The organism is Neorhizobium tomejilense, assembly GCF_964254135.1.
Taxonomy (GTDB): domain Bacteria; phylum Pseudomonadota; class Alphaproteobacteria; order Rhizobiales; family Rhizobiaceae; genus Neorhizobium; species Neorhizobium tomejilense.
In genome coordinates this window covers 695,222-711,274 of sequence record NZ_CAXUSO020000001.1, presented here as the reverse complement: position 1 = coordinate 711,274, position 16,053 = coordinate 695,222, and the positions used below count along the sequence as shown (strand labels likewise).

Below are 16,053 nucleotides of genomic sequence, written 5' to 3'. Positions count from 1 at the left end.
CAGCAAAGCGGAGGCCTCGCTATCACGGGCTGCCACGGGCGACAATGCGGCCTATTGCAGCGCCTCGGCGAACACCCGCGCATGCCGCGCCACCAGGTCCGCCCGATCGTTCCCGTTGATGATTTTTCTGGCGCCCACCCAGTCGGCTCGCCCTTGCCCGAAATAGTCGCCGAGCTTGCGGCCGGTGAAACTGCCGCGCCGCATGCCCTCGATCAGGATCGCCACCGAGACCGGCATTTCCATCGCCCGGCCCGGATCGGCCACCAGGTCGATACCGGTCACAGCGGACATCGCCTCGTAGTTCCGCCTGTGGGTGAGCTGCACCAGTCCGCGGCCGAGCCAGCTTTTTCCTTCCGCGTCCGGCCGCCAGTAGGGCGTCTTCACCGACCCGAGCCGGCCCGCGGCAAAAGCCTCGTCCAGACGCGTGATCGCCGACCTGTCGCTGGCCGCCAGGGTTTCCCGGACGGGCTGCATGGTGGCGGCCGTCTCGTGAAAGGCGGTCGCCAGCACATAGGAAAGCGGCTGCGCCTCATCTTGGCCATCCCTTTCCCGCCAGGCGTCGAGAATCGCCGTCAGCCCCTTCACCTGACCTGTGACGAGCCGGCCCTTGAAGAGCTTCGTCCGTACCAAATCAAAGAAAGCATGCCGGTTGTGCGCCATCTGGAACCTACTCCCATACCGCGTTGCAGGGTTTCAATCGGTTTAGAAAAACTAAATCGTTTTAAGCCTTTAGGCGGCAGTTTACTTTTTTCTAATGATGTGGAACCAACGGCTCCACACGACGTTCTTGTCGGCTTTCTAAACAACAGGAGATCATGATGATGCAGCAGCCCGCACCGGCCGCCCCTTCCAAGCCGATCCCGCAGCATGTCGTCGAGCGGATCGAATCCGAGTGGAAGCAGATGCGCGAAAGCGCCCAGCCGAAGCCGGTTACCCCGCGCTGATCATCATCAATTAAGCGACGAGCCGCGCTCAAACTCCACGCACGCGCGGCTCTCCATGACCTTCCAGCATCAGCGCCGTCAGCGCCCAGACCAGCGCATCGAGCCGGTCGGGCGAACGGCCTGAAGACAGGCCGTCCGGGCCGAAGTCGCACATCTGATCTTCGAGCTCGGCAAACCGGCCGGCATGCGCCACCCGCCCCTGTTCGTAGAGGGCTGCCACCGGCTCGGCGCGCAGGAATTTGCCGCGCGTCGCCCGCACCATCGTCACCGGCAACACCGCATCGACACTTTTCAGCATCGCCGTCACCATCTCGCCGCCCTGGTTCACCTCGGCCACCACCCGGTCCGCCTGGAAGCGCACATAGGCCCGCGCCACCGCGTTCGCCCAGCCCGCCGGGGTTTTGCCTTCGACCGAACAATCGGCCAGCACCACCGCCCGGCCGCTCGCCTCCAGGCCGGCGACGACGATGCCGCAGCAGGAATGTTGGCCCGAACCCGAAGGGGGATCGACGGCGACCACGATGCGCCTGAGCGCACCGGTAAAGCGGATCGTGAAGGCTTCGAGGGCGGCGCGTTTCCACAGCGCATCCTCGCGGTCCTCGATCAGCTCGCCGGCCAGTTCCTGCCGTCCGAGTCGCGTTCCTCCGTAACGTGCCTCCAGCGCCGAAATGAAGCCGGGTGAAAGGTTGCCCGCATTGGCCTGGGTCGAGATCCGGACGAGCTGCGTGCCGGGATCGGCGATCAGCCGTTTCAGGATCGGCACCGGCCGCGGCGTCGTCGTCACCAACTGGCGCGGATCGGCCCCGAGCCGCAGCCCGAACTGCAGCATGTCGAAGGTTTCCTCCGCATGCCGCCATTTGGCGAGCTCGTCGCACCAGGCAAAATGAAACTGCGGTCCGCGGAGGCTCTCCGGGTCTTCCGAGGAAAAGATCTGCGCGATCGCCCCGTTCGGCCAGACCAGCCTCCGGCGCGAGATCTCGAAATCCGGCCGTTTGCTTCGGGCAATCCGGCAGATGCCGGACACCCCGTCGATCATCACCTCACGGGCATCGCCCAGCGTTTCCGCCACCAGCGCGATCCTGAGATCCGACCTGCTGCCGGCCGATGCGAGCCCATGGATCCACTCCGCGCCGGCCCGCGTCTTCCCCGACCCGCGCCCACCCATGATCAACCAGGTGCGCCAGTCGCCCTCGGGCGGCTTTTGGTCGCGGCGGCCGGCATGGCGCCAGTCCCGGCTTACGGCGCAGGAATGACGTGAGTTGGTGCTATCACGCCACTTGCGTAAAGAACCTGCGGAGGACGACGATGGTTCAACGATCTCCCTCTTCTCCCCGGCGGGGAGAAGGTGGTCCGAAGGACCGGATGAGGGGGGCGAAGCCACCTTCCCGCTCACCATTTCCACTTCAGGCATTCCTCGGTCCACCAGATCGACCGCTCCAGCGTCGCCGGCCCCCTCATCCCCTCGCTTCGCTCGGGACTTCTCCCCGCTGGGGAGAAGAGGGAGTTCGATGCACCCGCCCGCTCCGACCTCAATAACAGTCGTTTCGGCCGTCCCTTCATCACAGCCAGGCTCAGCGAGCACCGCATAACCCTTTGCCATTGCTCCATTCATCTGAGCCCGCAAGCTGCTGATCCGGTCCATCTTTTCCCCGTATTCAGCCAGCGTTTCGATCGTCCCAGCTTCGACAACGTCTTCAACCGGTGTCAGGCGATGCCGTTCGATCCCCTCCCGCACCGCCGGGCTCACCGATATCAATACCGGCCGCGAGACAGCGCTTCTCAAAACGCTCCTGGGCGCGCTGCTCGATAAGTTCCTCGACCTCACGCACGGCCTCCTCATACCCACCCTCGTCCGCATCGCGCTCGGCGGCCTCGTCGCGGTCGCGGGCGAGCTGGCGTTGCAGGCTGTCGACCTTTTCGAGCGTGCGGACGATCAGCGACATGGCGTCGGTCGCGGCCTTCACATCGGCACGCGCCAGTTTCTGGGCGGCGTCGTCGCCATCTGTGAGCGCCGCCTCCGCCGCGGTCCGCATCCGCCGGAAGGTCGAGAACTGGTCGCGCATCTCGACGGTCATCTCGTTCAGGAGCCGCCGCAGTTCCTCGCCGGGAGAGAATGCGCCTTCGGCCGATTTGATCTCCAGCAGCACGCCGCGCACCGCGTTCGACAGCACAGAATCATCCATGACGACCGCGTCGCCATAGACCGGCGCCTCCGTCCAGAGCCCGAAAAGCGCCGGATCGAACGTCTCGAATTCATCCATCTGGGATATCCCCGGGGCCAAAACAGGAGCCAAATGAGGGCCAAAATTTCGGCGCAGAAAATCCCGCCGCGCCCGTTTCCGGTCGCTGCGCGTCCCCGCTGCCGATTGTCGAGATAAAAAGAAGGCCCGGCTTTGGGACCGGGCCAATTTGACTGGAAGTCTTGCCACCGGCTATCCACCGGCGCAATTCTTCGACTGTGCCTAGAACCTACCAAACAACCGTCACGCCGTCAAGGACTATTTTCCTAATTAGCAAAAATTAATTTACGGACGGATCACGTCCCGCAGAACGTCTGCGTCACCCGCTCCTCAGGCTTCGGCGGCTGCATGTAGCTCACGAATTCCGGCCGCTCCTCGAATGGCTTTTCCAGCGCCTCCAGCAACCGTTCGAAGAAACTGTAATCGCCGTAATTGGCGGCCGATAGGGCTTCCTGGACCTTGTGATTGCGGGGGATGACCGCCGGGTTGACCGAGCGCAGGGCGTCAGCCAGTTCGCCGACCGGCCGCGCTTCCGTGGTCAACCGCTCGCGCCAGTCCGCAAGCCAGGCCTGCGCCTTGTCGGGATGGGCAAAGCAACCCAGGAACGCCTCTTCCCGGCCCTCCGCCGCGTCGGCAAGCCGCCGGAAGGCCAGCGTGAAATCCGCCTGCCCCTCATGCATGGCCGCCAGCAGCGCCTGGATCAGGTCGCCATCGCCCTCAGCCTCGGTCGCAAGGCCGATCTTCGCGCGGAAAACCCCGATCCACTCTTTCTGGAACCGCTCGCCGAACGCCTTCAGCACGGCGTTTGCCGCCTCAACTGCCTTTTCCTCGTCCTCGTCCAGCAGCGGCAGCAGGCATTCCGCCAGCCGCGCGATGTTCCACTGGCCGATGCCCGGCTGGTTGCGATAGGCGTAGCGGCCGCCTTGGTCGATCGAGGAAAACACCTTCATCGGGTCGTATTCGTCGAGAAAGGCGCAGGGCCCGAAATCGATCGTCTCGCCTGATATCGTCATGTTGTCGGTGTTCATCACCCCGTGGATGAAACCGATACCCATCCAGCGGGCGATCAGATCCGCCTGCCGTGCCGCTACACCCTGCAGCAGCGCCAGATAGGGGTTTTCCGCGGTTTTAAGCTCCGGGTAGTGCCGCTCGATGACGTAGTCGGCGAGCAATTTGATCCCGTCATTGTCGCCGCGGGCGGCAAAAAACTGGAAGGTGCCGATCCGCACATGGCTTGCCGCGACGCGCACGAACACCGCGCCCTGCTCCACCGTCTCGCGATAGACCTGTTCGCCGGTCGCGACAGCCGCCAAGGCCCGTGTCGCCGGCACGCCGAGCGCATTCATCGCCTCGGAGACGATATATTCGCGCAGCACCGGTCCCAAAGCCGCACGTCCGTCGCCTCTGCGGGAATAGGGCGTCGGTCCGGCGCCCTTTAGCTGGATGTCGCGACGTTTGCCGTTGCGGTCGACGACCTCGCCCAGCAATATCGCCCGCCCATCACCCAGCTGCGGCACAAAATTGCCGAACTGGTGGCCGGCATAGGCCATGGCGATCGGCATGGCACCGGGCGGCACGACATTGCCGGCAAGGATCGCCGCCAGCCGGACGGGATCGGAAAAGTCCGCCTCGACGCCCAGCTCTTCTGCCAGCGACCCGTTGAATTTCAGAAGCTTCGGCCCCTCCACCGGCTCGGGATAGACGGAGGCGAAAAACCTGTCCGGCAGGCGGGCATAGGAATTGTCGAACTGGAACACGGGAAGGTCTCCTTTGGCCGCCGGGATGCGGCGACCTTTTCTTCAAATATGGGAAATCTGTCCCGTCGAACAAGCGAAATGCGCTTTTGTTGCGCCGCTCAAGCCTTGGTCAGCCGCACCCCGAACCCGAGGAGGAAGGTCAGCAGCGCACCGGTAGCCGCAGTCCCGTAGAGCCACAGGGCCGGCCCGCCGGCGTTGCCGTTTTCCAGCGCCGAAACCAGGCCGGTCGCGCTTGCGATCATCCCGGCGATCCCAGCGCCAATCGCATAACCGGCGGTCGAAATCGTCGGCAGCAAGGCACTTGCGAGATCGCGCTCCTGCCTTGCTGCCGCTTCCATCGCCGCCTGGTTGACGCTTGCCCAGGCGACGCCGAAGCCCGTACCGATCGCCACCTGGCCCGCCAGCAGCAGCACCAGCGAGCCGCTCGCAAACGCGGCCGCGAGGCAGAGGAAACCGGCCAATTGAAACAATGCGCCTGCGCGCATCCACCGATGCCGCGGAGCAAGCGCCGTAATCCTGCTCGCGACCACTGCGACAGCACTCCAGGAGAGCGCCATGGTCACCACCAGATAACCGACGACGGACGGCCGGAAACCGAAGACGGCGTCGATCATCAGCGCCAGGTAGACGCTGCCGACAGAGTGGCTCGCCGACATCAGGAACAGCACCCAGAACCCGTGCCCGAGAACCGAACCGAGCCGGAAGGCGCCTTCCGGAAACAGCCTTGGCCCGATCCGCCCGTCGAGCTTCAGCGCCGGCAGGAACAGGCCCGCCCCTGCCACCACCGCCACTGCCTGCATCGCCCCTCCGGTCACCACCGACGACAGCGACAGGACGAAGGAGGCGGCAAGGCAGAGCGAAATGGTGGCGGCGGAGAGCGGCACCGGCGCCGCCTCCGTCACCCTCACCTTCGCGGTCAGCGCAAACACGGCCAGCAGCAGCACGAACGGCGAGACGGCCAGGAAAGACGCCCGCCAGGAATAGGCCTCGGTCAGAAGCCCGCCCGCCAATGGCCCGGCAATCGCCGCCACCGCCCAGACGATCGCCTCCACCGCAAACACCTTTGCGATCAGCGCTGAGGGAAAATTGGCCGGGATGAGGCTGTAGCAGATCGCCACGATCAGCCCGTCGGCAATGCCCTGCAGCAGGCGCCCGGCCATGATCCAGGAAAAAGCCGGCGCCGACAGCGCCAGCAGCCCGCCGGCCGCAAAGACCAGCGCCGAAAGAAGCAGAATGAAACGCGCGCCGAACCGGTCGCGCATCGCCGCCGCACCCGTGCCGCCGGCGATCGAGCCGAGGAAATAGAGCGTATAGGCCCAGCTGAAATAACCCGTGCCGCCGATCTCTCTTGCTGCCGGCGGCAGCGCCGCGACGATCGCGAACTGGTTGAAGGCATGCAGCCCGATCCCCGCCGAGATCAGCCCCAGCATCGCCCCTTCGCGGCCCTTGAGAAGCCTCGACCAGCCCACATTGATATCCTGCAACACGCCCTGCCTCTTATCCGTTTTTTCAGTCCCGGGGACGCTACAACCTCAACCATGATTGAGGTCAAGGGATGAGTCGAAAATTAAAATTACGCATTTTCAGTATCTTAAGGCGTAATTGCAGATTTTTTCCGATGTTGTATTTTAGCTACAGCTTTCCAAGCAAACCGCTCTATTTGCGTTTTTGCCAACCAATCGGAGGGAATATCCATGAAGGCTCTTTTCATCCTTGCAGCGTCGGCCGCCATGACCGCCTCTTCCGTTGCTTACGCAGCCGACGCCGTCGAGCAAATCCCGCAGGCTCCTCAAGCCGTCGAAACGCCCGTCGTGTTCTCCTGGAACGGCCCCTATATCGGTGCCCACACGGGATATGCCTGGGGCGACGGTGATGCCCCCGGCGGCGGTTCGGACGATTTCGACAGCTGGAGGCTTGGCGGCTTCGTCGGTTATAACTGGCAGTTCTCCAGCGGTTTCGTGGCCGGTATCGAAGGCGACGTCAACTATGACTGGAACGAGAACAGCTATGCCGGCGGCATCGACGTCGACACCGGGTTCTCCGGTTCGGTTCGCGGCCGTGTCGGTTACGCCATGGACCGGGCGCTGATCTTCGCGGCAGCCGGCTGGACGGCCACCACCGCCCATATCGACGGCGGCGGTTTTGACGACGACGACATGCTCAACGGCTGGACGGTCGGCGCCGGCGTCGATTACGCCTTCACCGACAATATCTTCGGCCGCCTCGAATACCGCTACAACGACTTCGGCAACGGCAGCCTCGCAGGCGCCGATTTCGACTTCAGCCAGCACGTGATCAACGTCGGCATCGGCGTCAAGTTCTAAGCCGCGGCTTCGGGATACGTTCAATGCTCCACCTTGCGAAAAGGTGGAGCAAGATTTCGAGGGGTGGCGGGCGTCCTCAGGGGCGGGCCAGTACCTTGAAGGCGATGAACTGCGTCTTCTGTTCCTTTGAGAAATTGTTGTCGGAAACAAAAATCAGCAGATCGCTGCCATCGGTGCCCTTGGCGAAGGTGACGGCCTCGATATTGTCCGGTTGCAGGCCGATCGCCCGCATGTCGAGCACCTGGGCCTTGCGCACCGGCACGATGGCCGCCTCTGTACCGGCGAGCGAAGGGATCGCCGAGACATCGGTGGCGCCCTCGGTATCGACCATGAAGATCTTGATCGAACTGCCGAACCCTTGCGCAAAACCGCGCTCGACCACCAGAAGACGGTGGTCGTCGAGGCTCAGGATTTCCGAAGCTCCGTTGTCGTTATAACCCTTGTCGACGGTCGGCGCCTGGGGGATCGGCGCGATCGGATAGACATATTCGGCCTTCGGCCTGCCGCTTGCCGCGTCGTAGCGGATCATGCGGGCGAGCGTGCCGCGGGTGAGCCCGGAGATCGGGCCGTCCTGGAACAGCGCCGATTCGACCTCCACCATCAGGTCACCGCCGGGCAGCGTGGCAAGCCCCTCGAAGGCGAGGTTGTCGCGAACACCGGCGGACTTGTCGGCGGTCGGCATAAAAGCCTTGGGAAGCTCGAACTCGCGCACGAAGGCGCCGTCCCGGTCGGCGACACGGACGAAGGGCGGCAGAAGCTGCTTAACGTCGCCTTCGCTCGACCAGTAGATACCGTCCTTGCCGAACCGGACCGATTCCGGATCGACGCTCTTGGCTGCAAAAGCCTCGCCGTTCCTGTCCTTCAGGGTCACGGTCTTGATCACCTTCACATCGGAGATGCCGGCCGCGCTCGCCTCGATCGAAAGCTCGTAGAACCGGGCCGGCGACCGCTCGGAACGGTCGTCGGAAATGGCGATATAGCGATTGCTTGCCGGGTCGTAATCAAGGCCGGACAGGCCGCCGAACTCGACGCCGTCGAACAGCGTGCCGGTCGGGATGCTAAATTCACCGGCGAAGGAAAGCCCGATCGCCGCCTTGCAATCGCCGAACGGGCAAGGAGTTGCGACCGTCACGCCGGGCTCGGCGGCATGGGCAACGGGCGCGAAGAGGATGGCGAGGGCAACGGTTGAAAACAGCGCTTTGAGCATGATGGGTGTCCGGCAATTCGAGGCGGGTGAAAAACGGAGACCCGCCTCACGAATGAAAGCCAGTCCCGCAGTTGCTTCTTCCTCTGCCACGCGAGTTTTGCGGACGTATAACGGTCGGCCGTCAGAATGTTGAAATTTTCGTGACGGGCGGTGGGGAAGACCTCAGACCGCTGCTCTTTCCGGCGAATACCCAGCCTCGCGGATCGCCTCTTCGGCCTTCGCGGCGTCGCCTTCGATCGCCACCGTCTTGGCCGTCAGATCAATCGCCACCGCCGCGCCCGGCAGGGCTTCCGCCAGCGCGCCGCGCACGGTTTTTTCGCAATGGCCACAGGTCATGTCCGGCACGGTGAAAATCGCAGTCATCCGAATCTCCTTGTTCGTTAGATGTGTTGTGCAGCTTCCCATGGAGGGAAGGTCAAGGGCATTTGAGGAATGGAGCCGGTGCGGCATGCTCCAGATGATCTCCCCCCTTGAGGGGGAGATGTCACCGAAGGTGACAGAGGGGGGTGGCGCCGGTGCGGCAAAACATTCGGCCGAAGAATATGCGGAGCGGTCACCCCCCTCTGCCCTGCCGGGCATCTCCCCCTCAAGGGGGGAGATCGGAAGGAGGCGAGGTCCTGCCTCATCCGAGTGCGGGGCATCAGGCATCCTGCCTCGTCTTTTTCCTACCCGCCGGAACGGGTGCATCGGCCGCTCCATCCCCCGCCAGGTCATCGAGGATCGGGCAGTTGGGGCGGTTGTCGCCGCCGCAGCAGTTGGCAAGGTGTTTCAGCGTCTTCAGCATGCCCTGCATCTCGGCGATGCGTCGTTCGAGATCGCCGATATGGGCGGTCGCGACGTCCTTGACGGCAGCGCTTTCGCGGCTCTTGTCCTGCCAGAGTTTCAGCAGCGTCTCGGTCTCTTCGAGCGAAAAGCCGAGATTGCGGGCCCGCTTGATGAAGCGCAGGATGTGCACCTCCTCCTCGCCATAGACCCGATAATTGTTGCCGCTGCGGCCCATCGGGCGGATCAGGCCGATCTCCTCGTAATAACGGATCATCTTGGCCGAAACGCCGGACGCATTCGAAGCTTCGCCGATATTCATCTGGTTTCTCCCACTTTCACCGCCTTCAGCCGCAGCGCGTTGCCGAGCACGAAGACGCTCGACAGTGCCATGGCGCCAGCGGCGATCATCGGCGACAGCAGCCAGCCGAAGGCCGGGTAAAGCACCCCGGCCGCGACCGGCACCAGCGCCACGTTGTAACCGAAGGCCCAGAACAGGTTCTGCTTGATGTTGGTCATGGTCGCGCGGCTCATGGCGATCGCCGAAACGGCGCCGGACAGATCGCCGCCGACCAGAACCACGTCGGCGCTTTCGATCGCCACGTCCGTGCCAGTGCCGATGGCGATGCCGATATCGGCTTCGGCGAGCGCCGGCGCGTCGTTGATGCCGTCGCCGACGAAGGCAAGCTTTTTCACGCCCTGCTCCCCCTTGGCCCGCATCTCGTGGATCGCCTTCACCTTGCCTTCCGGCAGGACCTCGGCAACGACCTTGTCTATGCCGACCTGTCTTGCAATCGCCTCCGCCGTGCGGCGGTTGTCGCCGGTCACCATCACCGTTTCGACGCCCATCGCCTGCAACGCCCTGATCGCGTCGCGGCTTGAGGGTTTCAGCGGATCGGCAACCGCGATCACGGCGGCCAGCTTGCCGTCGACAGCGGCATAAAGCGGTGACTTGCCCTCGTCGCCGAGCCTTGCGGCGGCTTGCGCAAACACCTCAACCGAAAGCCCCAGCTTTTCCATGAACCGGTCGGCGCCGACCGAGATCCTGCGACCGTCCGCCTCCGCCTCGATGCCGTAGCCGGTCACCGACGAGAAGCGTTCCGCCTTCGGCACGGTCAGGCCCTTGGCCTCGGCCGCCTTGACGATCGCCTCGGCGATCGGGTGTTCGGACTGCGCCTCGACGCTCGCGACCAATGCCAGCACCTCGTCCTCGGCAAAACCTTGCGCGGTCACCAGGTCGGTCAGTTCCGGCCGGCCCTTGGTGACGGTGCCAGTCTTGTCGAACACGACCAGCTGGACATTGCGCAGTTCCTGCAGCGCCTCGCCCTTGCGAAACAGCACGCCGAGTTCGGCCGCACGGCCGCCGCCGACGACGATCGAGGTGGGCACCGCAAGCCCCATGGCGCAGGGGCAGGCGATGATCAGCACGGCGACCGCATTGGCCAGCGCATGGGCGAGCGCCGGTTCGGGGCCGACGAATAACCAGACGGCGAAGGTGAGAACGGCCAGCACGATCACCGCCGGCACGAACCAGGCCGTCACCCGATCGACCAGCCCCTGGATCGGCAGTTTCGACCCTTGAGCCTGTTCGACCATGCGGATGATCTGGGCCAGCATCGTATCGCGGCCGACCTTGTCGGCCCGGAAACGAAAGGCGCCGGTCTTGTTGATCGTGCCGCCGACCACGGTCGCGCCGGCCGCCTTTTCGACCGGCAGAGGCTCGCCCGAAATCATCGATTCGTCGACATTCGAGGAGCCATCGATGACGGTGCCGTCGACCGGAATCCGCTCGCCCGGCCGGATCACCAGCACGTCGCCGGCGACCACCTGTTCGGCGGGGATGTCCAGCAGCTTGCCGTCGCGTTCGACGCGGGCGGTCTTCGCCTGCAGCCGGCTCAGCTTCTCGATCGCCTCGCCGGTGCGGCCCGTGGCGCGGGCCTCGAGCAGCCGGCCGAACAGGATCAGCGTGACGATCACCGTCGCGGCTTCGTAATAAACGAAGCGCGCGCTTTCCGGTAGCAGGTCCGGGGCAAACGTCGTCACCAGCGAATAACCGTAGGCCGCCAGCACGCCGACCGCGACCAGCGAATTCATCTCCGGCACGCCGCGCAGCAGCGCCGGCAGGCCGAGCTTCAGGAAACGGAAGCCCGGGCCAAAGACAACCACCGTCGCCAGTGCGAAATAGAGATAATAAAGGTTCTGCGTCTCGATCACGCCCATCAGCCAGTGGTGGAACGGATCGTAGACGTGGCCGGCCATTTCCAGCACGAAGAGCGGCAGGGTCAGTACGAAGGCGATTGCCAGGTCGCGCTTCAGCACGCCCTCCTCGCCCTGGTGCATATGCATGTGGTCATGCCCGCCGGCATGGCCCGCCGCCTGGTCGTGCCCCATGGCGGCATGGTCCATGTGGGCTTCCGGTGCGGAAGGCCCGTGGTGGTGCTCATGCCCGGCATGTGCCGTCGGCGCCACAGGCGGCATCATGCCCGCCTCGCGCATCGCATGGTCGATGGCGCCTGGCGGGATTTCGTAACCAACCTTCCTGATCGCCTTCGTCAGTTCCTCCGGCGAAAAGCCCTCGGCCGATTCCACCGTCAGTTTCTTGGTCGCGAAGTTGACGGCGCTCCTGTCTATGCCCGGCACTTTCGCGGCAGCGTTCTCGACGCGGCGCACGCAGGAGGCGCAGGTCATGCCCTCAACGGGAACGGTAAAAGGCTCGGCTTTGTGGATCGGCTTGACGGTCTGGTTCACGGGCGCAATCTCCCCTTTTTTTGTCGGGATGTTTTACTGTCCCGCACTATGTGGAGCTTCCCATCATGGGAAGGTCAAGGGGTAGTTGTGGATATTCTCAAGGGCGGCAGAAACCGGCGGGTCGGGCAGCGGGGACGGGGCCATTACCGCAGCCCTCAGTCGCCGCTTTCACGATAAGATCGTACAGATGGTACTTCTTTCCGAGCAGCCGTATTCCACCCTGAGAATAGTGTCCCGCATCCGCATAAAGGGAGACGCCATCCTCGGAAACCCGGCAGGTCGTGCCGTTGCACCGGCCGCTGCCCAGATCGATCACCGGATAGTCCCGCGCCACGACATTCATGATGTCCATCGCAACGCGGCCTCGCCGGTTCACGTCGTCAGCAGACAGATCGCAGTGGTTGGCCGCGATGCCCAGCAATCGTGAACGGGCAACACAACTGCCGACATCGGTGCCCGTCTGTGGAGGTTGCGCGAAAACCACGGGGTTCAATCCCATTTGCCGCAGGCCGGACAAGGACGCTAAAAAGCTGTCCAGAAGCAGCGTCCGGCTTGCCGGCACACTCTGTCCATCCTTCCGAACGAACGTTTCAGTTTCCGTATAGATATCGAGATTGACGCCTATCGCGACGTATCGAAGCGTCCTGGTTGCCGCCATGGCGTCGAGGACGTCCCTGTTCCGGGACAGGCAGCTTTCAGGCGACCTGCGACCGTCGCTGGTAACCGGGTAGGCAATGTCGGTGAACGGTCCGCAAAGGCTTTTGGTGAACTGCACGAGTTTGACATCGGGGGCCGACGCCAGGATTCCTTCCACGAGATGGGCGCCGAAGGAATCTCCCCACACCGCGATCTCCGGACTATCCGACGTGGAGCATTCGGGCGCCATCTTGCCGTTACAGTTTTCGCTCAGACCTTTGCTCACCTCGGTCATCTCGTAAAGACCCGGCGCCCTGAACGCAGCGCCGTCGGTCATTTCGAACATGATCCCGGAAGCGATGCTGGCGGCTCCCGTAACCCCGGCCAGAGTGACGAAAGCCCTTGTGCCGACGCGGTTCCCGTCGCGAAACGGCCGCTCGACGAGATAGTAGCTCACAACCGCAAGCAACGCCGTGACGCCAAGCAGAAGAGCGGACGTTGAAGCGCTCAGGTCATCCGTGAACAGTCGCAAGCGCGCGAAGGCGAGGACCGGCTGATGCCAGAGATAGAGGCTGTAACTGATCAAACCGACAAAGACCAAGGCTCTTGCGGAAAGAAGCCGTCCAGCGAGATTTTCTGAGGATGAAAACAGAAGAACCAGCGCGGTTCCGACCACGACAGGCAGCGTCTGCCAGCCGGGATAATACGGTCCGCCTTCAACGAAGAAGCAGGACAGGACGATCATCGCGAGACCGCAAGCCGCCGCCACACCGCCGTGGCGGGCTTTTTCTCGATCGAAACTCGCCAGGCTGATGCTGGCGCCAACGCCAAGCTCCCAGAAGCGCGTGGGCAGAAGATAGAAATTCGCCGCAGGATCGAACAGCGGCACGACCTGCGTGGCAAGGAAACTCGCTGCGCTCAACAGGAGGATGGCCGCCAGAACAAACTGGCGGCGAAACCGGTGCAACGCCATGAGAACAACAGGAAATATGATGTAGAACTGTTCTTCTACCCCGAGGGACCACGTATGCAAAAGCGGCTTCAGGTCGTTGCTTGCATCGAAATAGCCGGTTTTACTCCAAAAATAGAAGTTCGAAACGAACAGAGTCACCTGATAGAGGCTGCGGCCGAAGTCGCGCAGCTCATAGGGAAGCATCCATGCCCATGCAAAAGGCAGACAAGCCAGGCAGACGCAAACAAGCGCCGGAATGATCCGTCGCAGGCGCCGCTCGTAGAAGCGGACGAGGCTGAACTTCCGCGCTTCGACTTCGCCATACATGATCGATGTAATCAGATAACCGCTGATGACGAAGAAGACGTCGACGCCGACAAATCCGCCGCGGAAACCCAAACCACCGTGGAATATGAGGACAGGAACCACAGCGACGGCCCGCAGGCCATCGATTTCCGGTCTGTATTTCATTCTACAACCCAATGCGGCATCAATTCACGACAGCCGAGCGCATCGATCGATTGCACTCGCTCATGCCTGAGCCAATTGCGACTTCGCACATGCGTGCACGTCATCCAGCAAAGGAATGTGGCCAATTTAACCCGAACGCACTTTGCGAGGCGTTCACGGCTCCTGCCGACCGCCACCGCCGAAGCTCGGCGCGTTCAGGCCTGAAAGCAGCAGCACCAGTTCCGCCTGGCGGGTGGTGCCGGTTTTCAGCATGATCTTCTTCAGGTGCGAGCGGGCGGTCTCGAGCGAGATGCCCAGCGCGGCGGCGGCCATTTCCGGCGTCTGGGCCATGGCGATGCCGCGCGCCACGCGGGCTTCGGCGGGGGTGAGGTCGAATAGGCCGCAGAGCACCCGCATGTCCGGCGGGCCGACCTGCCCCACCTGGGTGACGGCGAGCACCGCCATCGAACGGGAGAAGATGTCGCGGGCGGCGCGGCGGATCGGCAGAAGATGCAGGATCAGCGGCGGCGCGCCGTCGCGGCCCGCCATCGGCAGCGACTGCACGGTCGGCGTGGCCTGCGCCTTGTAGTGCTCTATCGCCCCGTCGAGGAGAGCACTGGCACCCGTCCCCTCCAGCACCAACCGATCGCCGGCGCCGGTGCGGATGCGCGGGCTCAGTGCCTCCATCTCCGGGTTCATTGCAATTGCCTGGCCGCCGTCGCCGATGACCGCCGCCGGCAGTCCGAGCAGCGACAGCGTCTCGGTCATCGAACGCGCCTCGGAAAAGGCAAGCCGCGACGCCATATAGGCGGCCCGGGCGAGATCCGGCTTCAGGAGATCGAGGCGCGCCAGCTGTTCGTCGGAGAAATGCGTCAGGCCCTTGGCGCGCATCAGGGTGATGACGATGACGTGCCCGGTCGGCTCCTGGAAAGCCCAGCCCGCCTCCCATTGCATGCCGTGCGGCTCGATGATGTCGCGCTGGATCGCATCATTGGCAAATTCCTCCGCGCTCAGGAGATCGGTCACGCGGACGAACGAAAAGGGCGAACGCTCCATTCCGCGCGCGGGCCGGACATTGTCGAACCGGTGCTCGCTCTTGACGAACTCGGCAAACGCGTCGGCGATATTGGGAGTGGTGACGTAACGATGATTGCCGCTGCCGTCGATGGTGAAGATCGAGGCGGTGCTGGACCCTGCCTCCCGGGCTATCCTCTCGCAAGTTTCCGTCCAAAGCTCAGGAACCAGGGCTGCCTCGTAGAGGCGGTCTGCCAGCGTGCCTTCTGCATTCATCTAGGTGCCATCGAATGAATTCGGAATGAATCTTGACTGTCACCGTAGTCTTAGCGTTTCTGCACGCTCGGGCATACTGGTAGAATTACCTGAAAAACCTGTCTTGCCCATCTTAACTTATGTCATTGACACGTAATAAACCTGTGCTTCGTGCGGGTTCCTGCGCCTTCCTCGCTCGCCGGTTTAGCCCCGAGGGCTATCGATCCGGCATCGGGCAAGGAACGGACAATCGCCGGCAACAGGACGCAGGACCCGGCTTTCAGTCGGTGTTGCGGTTCATTCGGGCGCGGCGATCCGGATAGGACGCGTTCCGACCGGAGCGCCGGTGGCGCGGTCGATGGTGACCGGATCGATCTCCGTTCCGGTTTCGGCGTCGAAGAACCGGGTGACCTTGCCGCCGCCGCGATGCTTGCGCCCCCATGCGCCGATCGCAAACAGAACCGGCAGAAAGTCCCGGCCGGCTTCGGTCAGCAGATATTCGTCCCGTGGCGGACGGTCGGAATAGCGCCGTTTCTCCAAAAGCCCCTCCTCCGTCAGGCCTGAAAGCCGTCCGGTCAGCATGGTCGGCGCAATGCCGAGGCTCTTGCGAAACTCGTCGAAGCGGGTCAGCCCCGCATGGGCGTCGCGCATGATCAGCATGCTCCACGCGTCCCCCACAAGCGCCAGGCTCCGGGCGATCAGACAGGGCTGGTCGGAAAGATTCTTCATGTCGATATCTTTTTAGTAGTGACTTGATACTGATT

Annotated in this window: 14 protein-coding genes; 2 read left to right on the top strand and 12 right to left on the bottom strand. The window is 63.4% G+C overall.

The annotated features are described in order from the left end of the window. Positions 1 to 51: 51 nt before the first annotated feature. A complete protein-coding gene (locus ACSQ3G_RS03700) occupies positions 52 to 660 on the bottom strand; it encodes a hypothetical protein (RefSeq protein WP_436109095.1) in 609 nt (202 codons plus the stop codon). Positions 661 to 815: 155 nt separating this feature from the next. On the opposite strand from ACSQ3G_RS03700, the gene ACSQ3G_RS03695 reads away from it, so the two are divergent. Next, positions 816 to 944: a hypothetical protein gene (locus ACSQ3G_RS03695; RefSeq protein WP_258719024.1), complete on the top strand. Its 129-nt coding sequence runs from the start codon at positions 816 to 818 to the stop codon at positions 942 to 944. Between the two features lie 28 nt (positions 945 to 972). Here the strand turns inward: ACSQ3G_RS03695 and ACSQ3G_RS03690 are convergent, their stop codons facing one another. From ACSQ3G_RS03690 to ACSQ3G_RS03675, 4 genes are all read right to left on the bottom strand, one after another. After that, a complete protein-coding gene (locus ACSQ3G_RS03690) occupies positions 973 to 2,340 on the bottom strand; it encodes a DNA-packaging protein (protein WP_498072573.1) in 1,368 nt (455 codons plus the stop codon). Positions 2,341 to 2,638: 298 nt separating this feature from the next. Next, the gene (locus ACSQ3G_RS03685; RefSeq protein ID WP_436109094.1) at positions 2,639 to 3,205 is read right to left on the bottom strand and encodes a hypothetical protein; all 567 of its coding nucleotides are present in this window, start codon (positions 3,203 to 3,205) and stop codon (positions 2,639 to 2,641) included. A gap of 275 nt (positions 3,206 to 3,480) precedes the next feature. After that, on the bottom strand, positions 3,481 to 4,941 hold the full coding sequence (locus tag ACSQ3G_RS03680) for a protein adenylyltransferase SelO (RefSeq protein WP_436109093.1): 1,461 nt from the start codon (positions 4,939 to 4,941) through the stop codon (positions 3,481 to 3,483). 98 nt (positions 4,942 to 5,039) lie between these two features. Beyond that, complete coding sequence (locus ACSQ3G_RS03675) at positions 5,040 to 6,428, bottom strand: MFS transporter (protein ID WP_436109092.1); 1,389 nt, start codon at positions 6,426 to 6,428, stop codon at positions 5,040 to 5,042. Positions 6,429 to 6,635: 207 nt separating this feature from the next. Between ACSQ3G_RS03675 and ACSQ3G_RS03670 the strand changes: the two genes are divergently transcribed. After that, positions 6,636 to 7,265, top strand: coding sequence for an outer membrane protein (locus ACSQ3G_RS03670; protein WP_046668488.1), 630 nt, complete (start codon positions 6,636 to 6,638; stop codon positions 7,263 to 7,265). Positions 7,266 to 7,341: 76 nt separating this feature from the next. Here the strand turns inward: ACSQ3G_RS03670 and ACSQ3G_RS03665 are convergent, their stop codons facing one another. The 7 genes from ACSQ3G_RS03665 to ACSQ3G_RS03635 form a co-directional block, all read right to left on the bottom strand. Continuing rightward, positions 7,342 to 8,472, bottom strand: a complete 1,131-nt coding sequence (locus ACSQ3G_RS03665) for an esterase-like activity of phytase family protein (RefSeq protein ID WP_436109091.1) — start codon at positions 8,470 to 8,472, stop codon at positions 7,342 to 7,344. Between the two features lie 162 nt (positions 8,473 to 8,634). Beyond that, positions 8,635 to 8,835 carry a heavy-metal-associated domain-containing protein gene (locus ACSQ3G_RS03660; RefSeq protein WP_038541227.1) on the bottom strand — a complete coding sequence of 67 codons (201 nt, stop codon included), beginning with the start codon at positions 8,833 to 8,835 and terminating at the stop codon, positions 8,635 to 8,637. A 277-nt stretch (positions 8,836 to 9,112) separates the two neighbouring features. Next, positions 9,113 to 9,556, bottom strand: coding sequence for a Cu(I)-responsive transcriptional regulator (gene cueR, locus ACSQ3G_RS03655; RefSeq protein ID WP_436109090.1), 444 nt, complete (start codon positions 9,554 to 9,556; stop codon positions 9,113 to 9,115). Continuing rightward, entirely contained in the window at positions 9,553 to 11,982 is a 2,430-nt protein-coding gene (locus ACSQ3G_RS03650) for a heavy metal translocating P-type ATPase (RefSeq protein WP_436109089.1), read from the bottom strand. The genes cueR and ACSQ3G_RS03650 overlap by 4 nt, the downstream gene beginning before the upstream one ends. A 97-nt stretch (positions 11,983 to 12,079) precedes the next feature. Further along, positions 12,080 to 14,041, bottom strand: a complete 1,962-nt coding sequence (locus ACSQ3G_RS03645; protein ID WP_436109088.1) for an acyltransferase family protein — start codon at positions 14,039 to 14,041, stop codon at positions 12,080 to 12,082. A 153-nt stretch (positions 14,042 to 14,194) separates the two neighbouring features. Next, complete coding sequence (locus tag ACSQ3G_RS03640) at positions 14,195 to 15,310, bottom strand: helix-turn-helix transcriptional regulator (protein WP_436109087.1); 1,116 nt, start codon at positions 15,308 to 15,310, stop codon at positions 14,195 to 14,197. Between the two features lie 276 nt (positions 15,311 to 15,586). Beyond that, complete coding sequence (locus ACSQ3G_RS03635; protein WP_046638365.1) at positions 15,587 to 16,018, bottom strand: winged helix-turn-helix transcriptional regulator; 432 nt, start codon at positions 16,016 to 16,018, stop codon at positions 15,587 to 15,589. Positions 16,019 to 16,053: the final 35 nt, after the last annotated feature.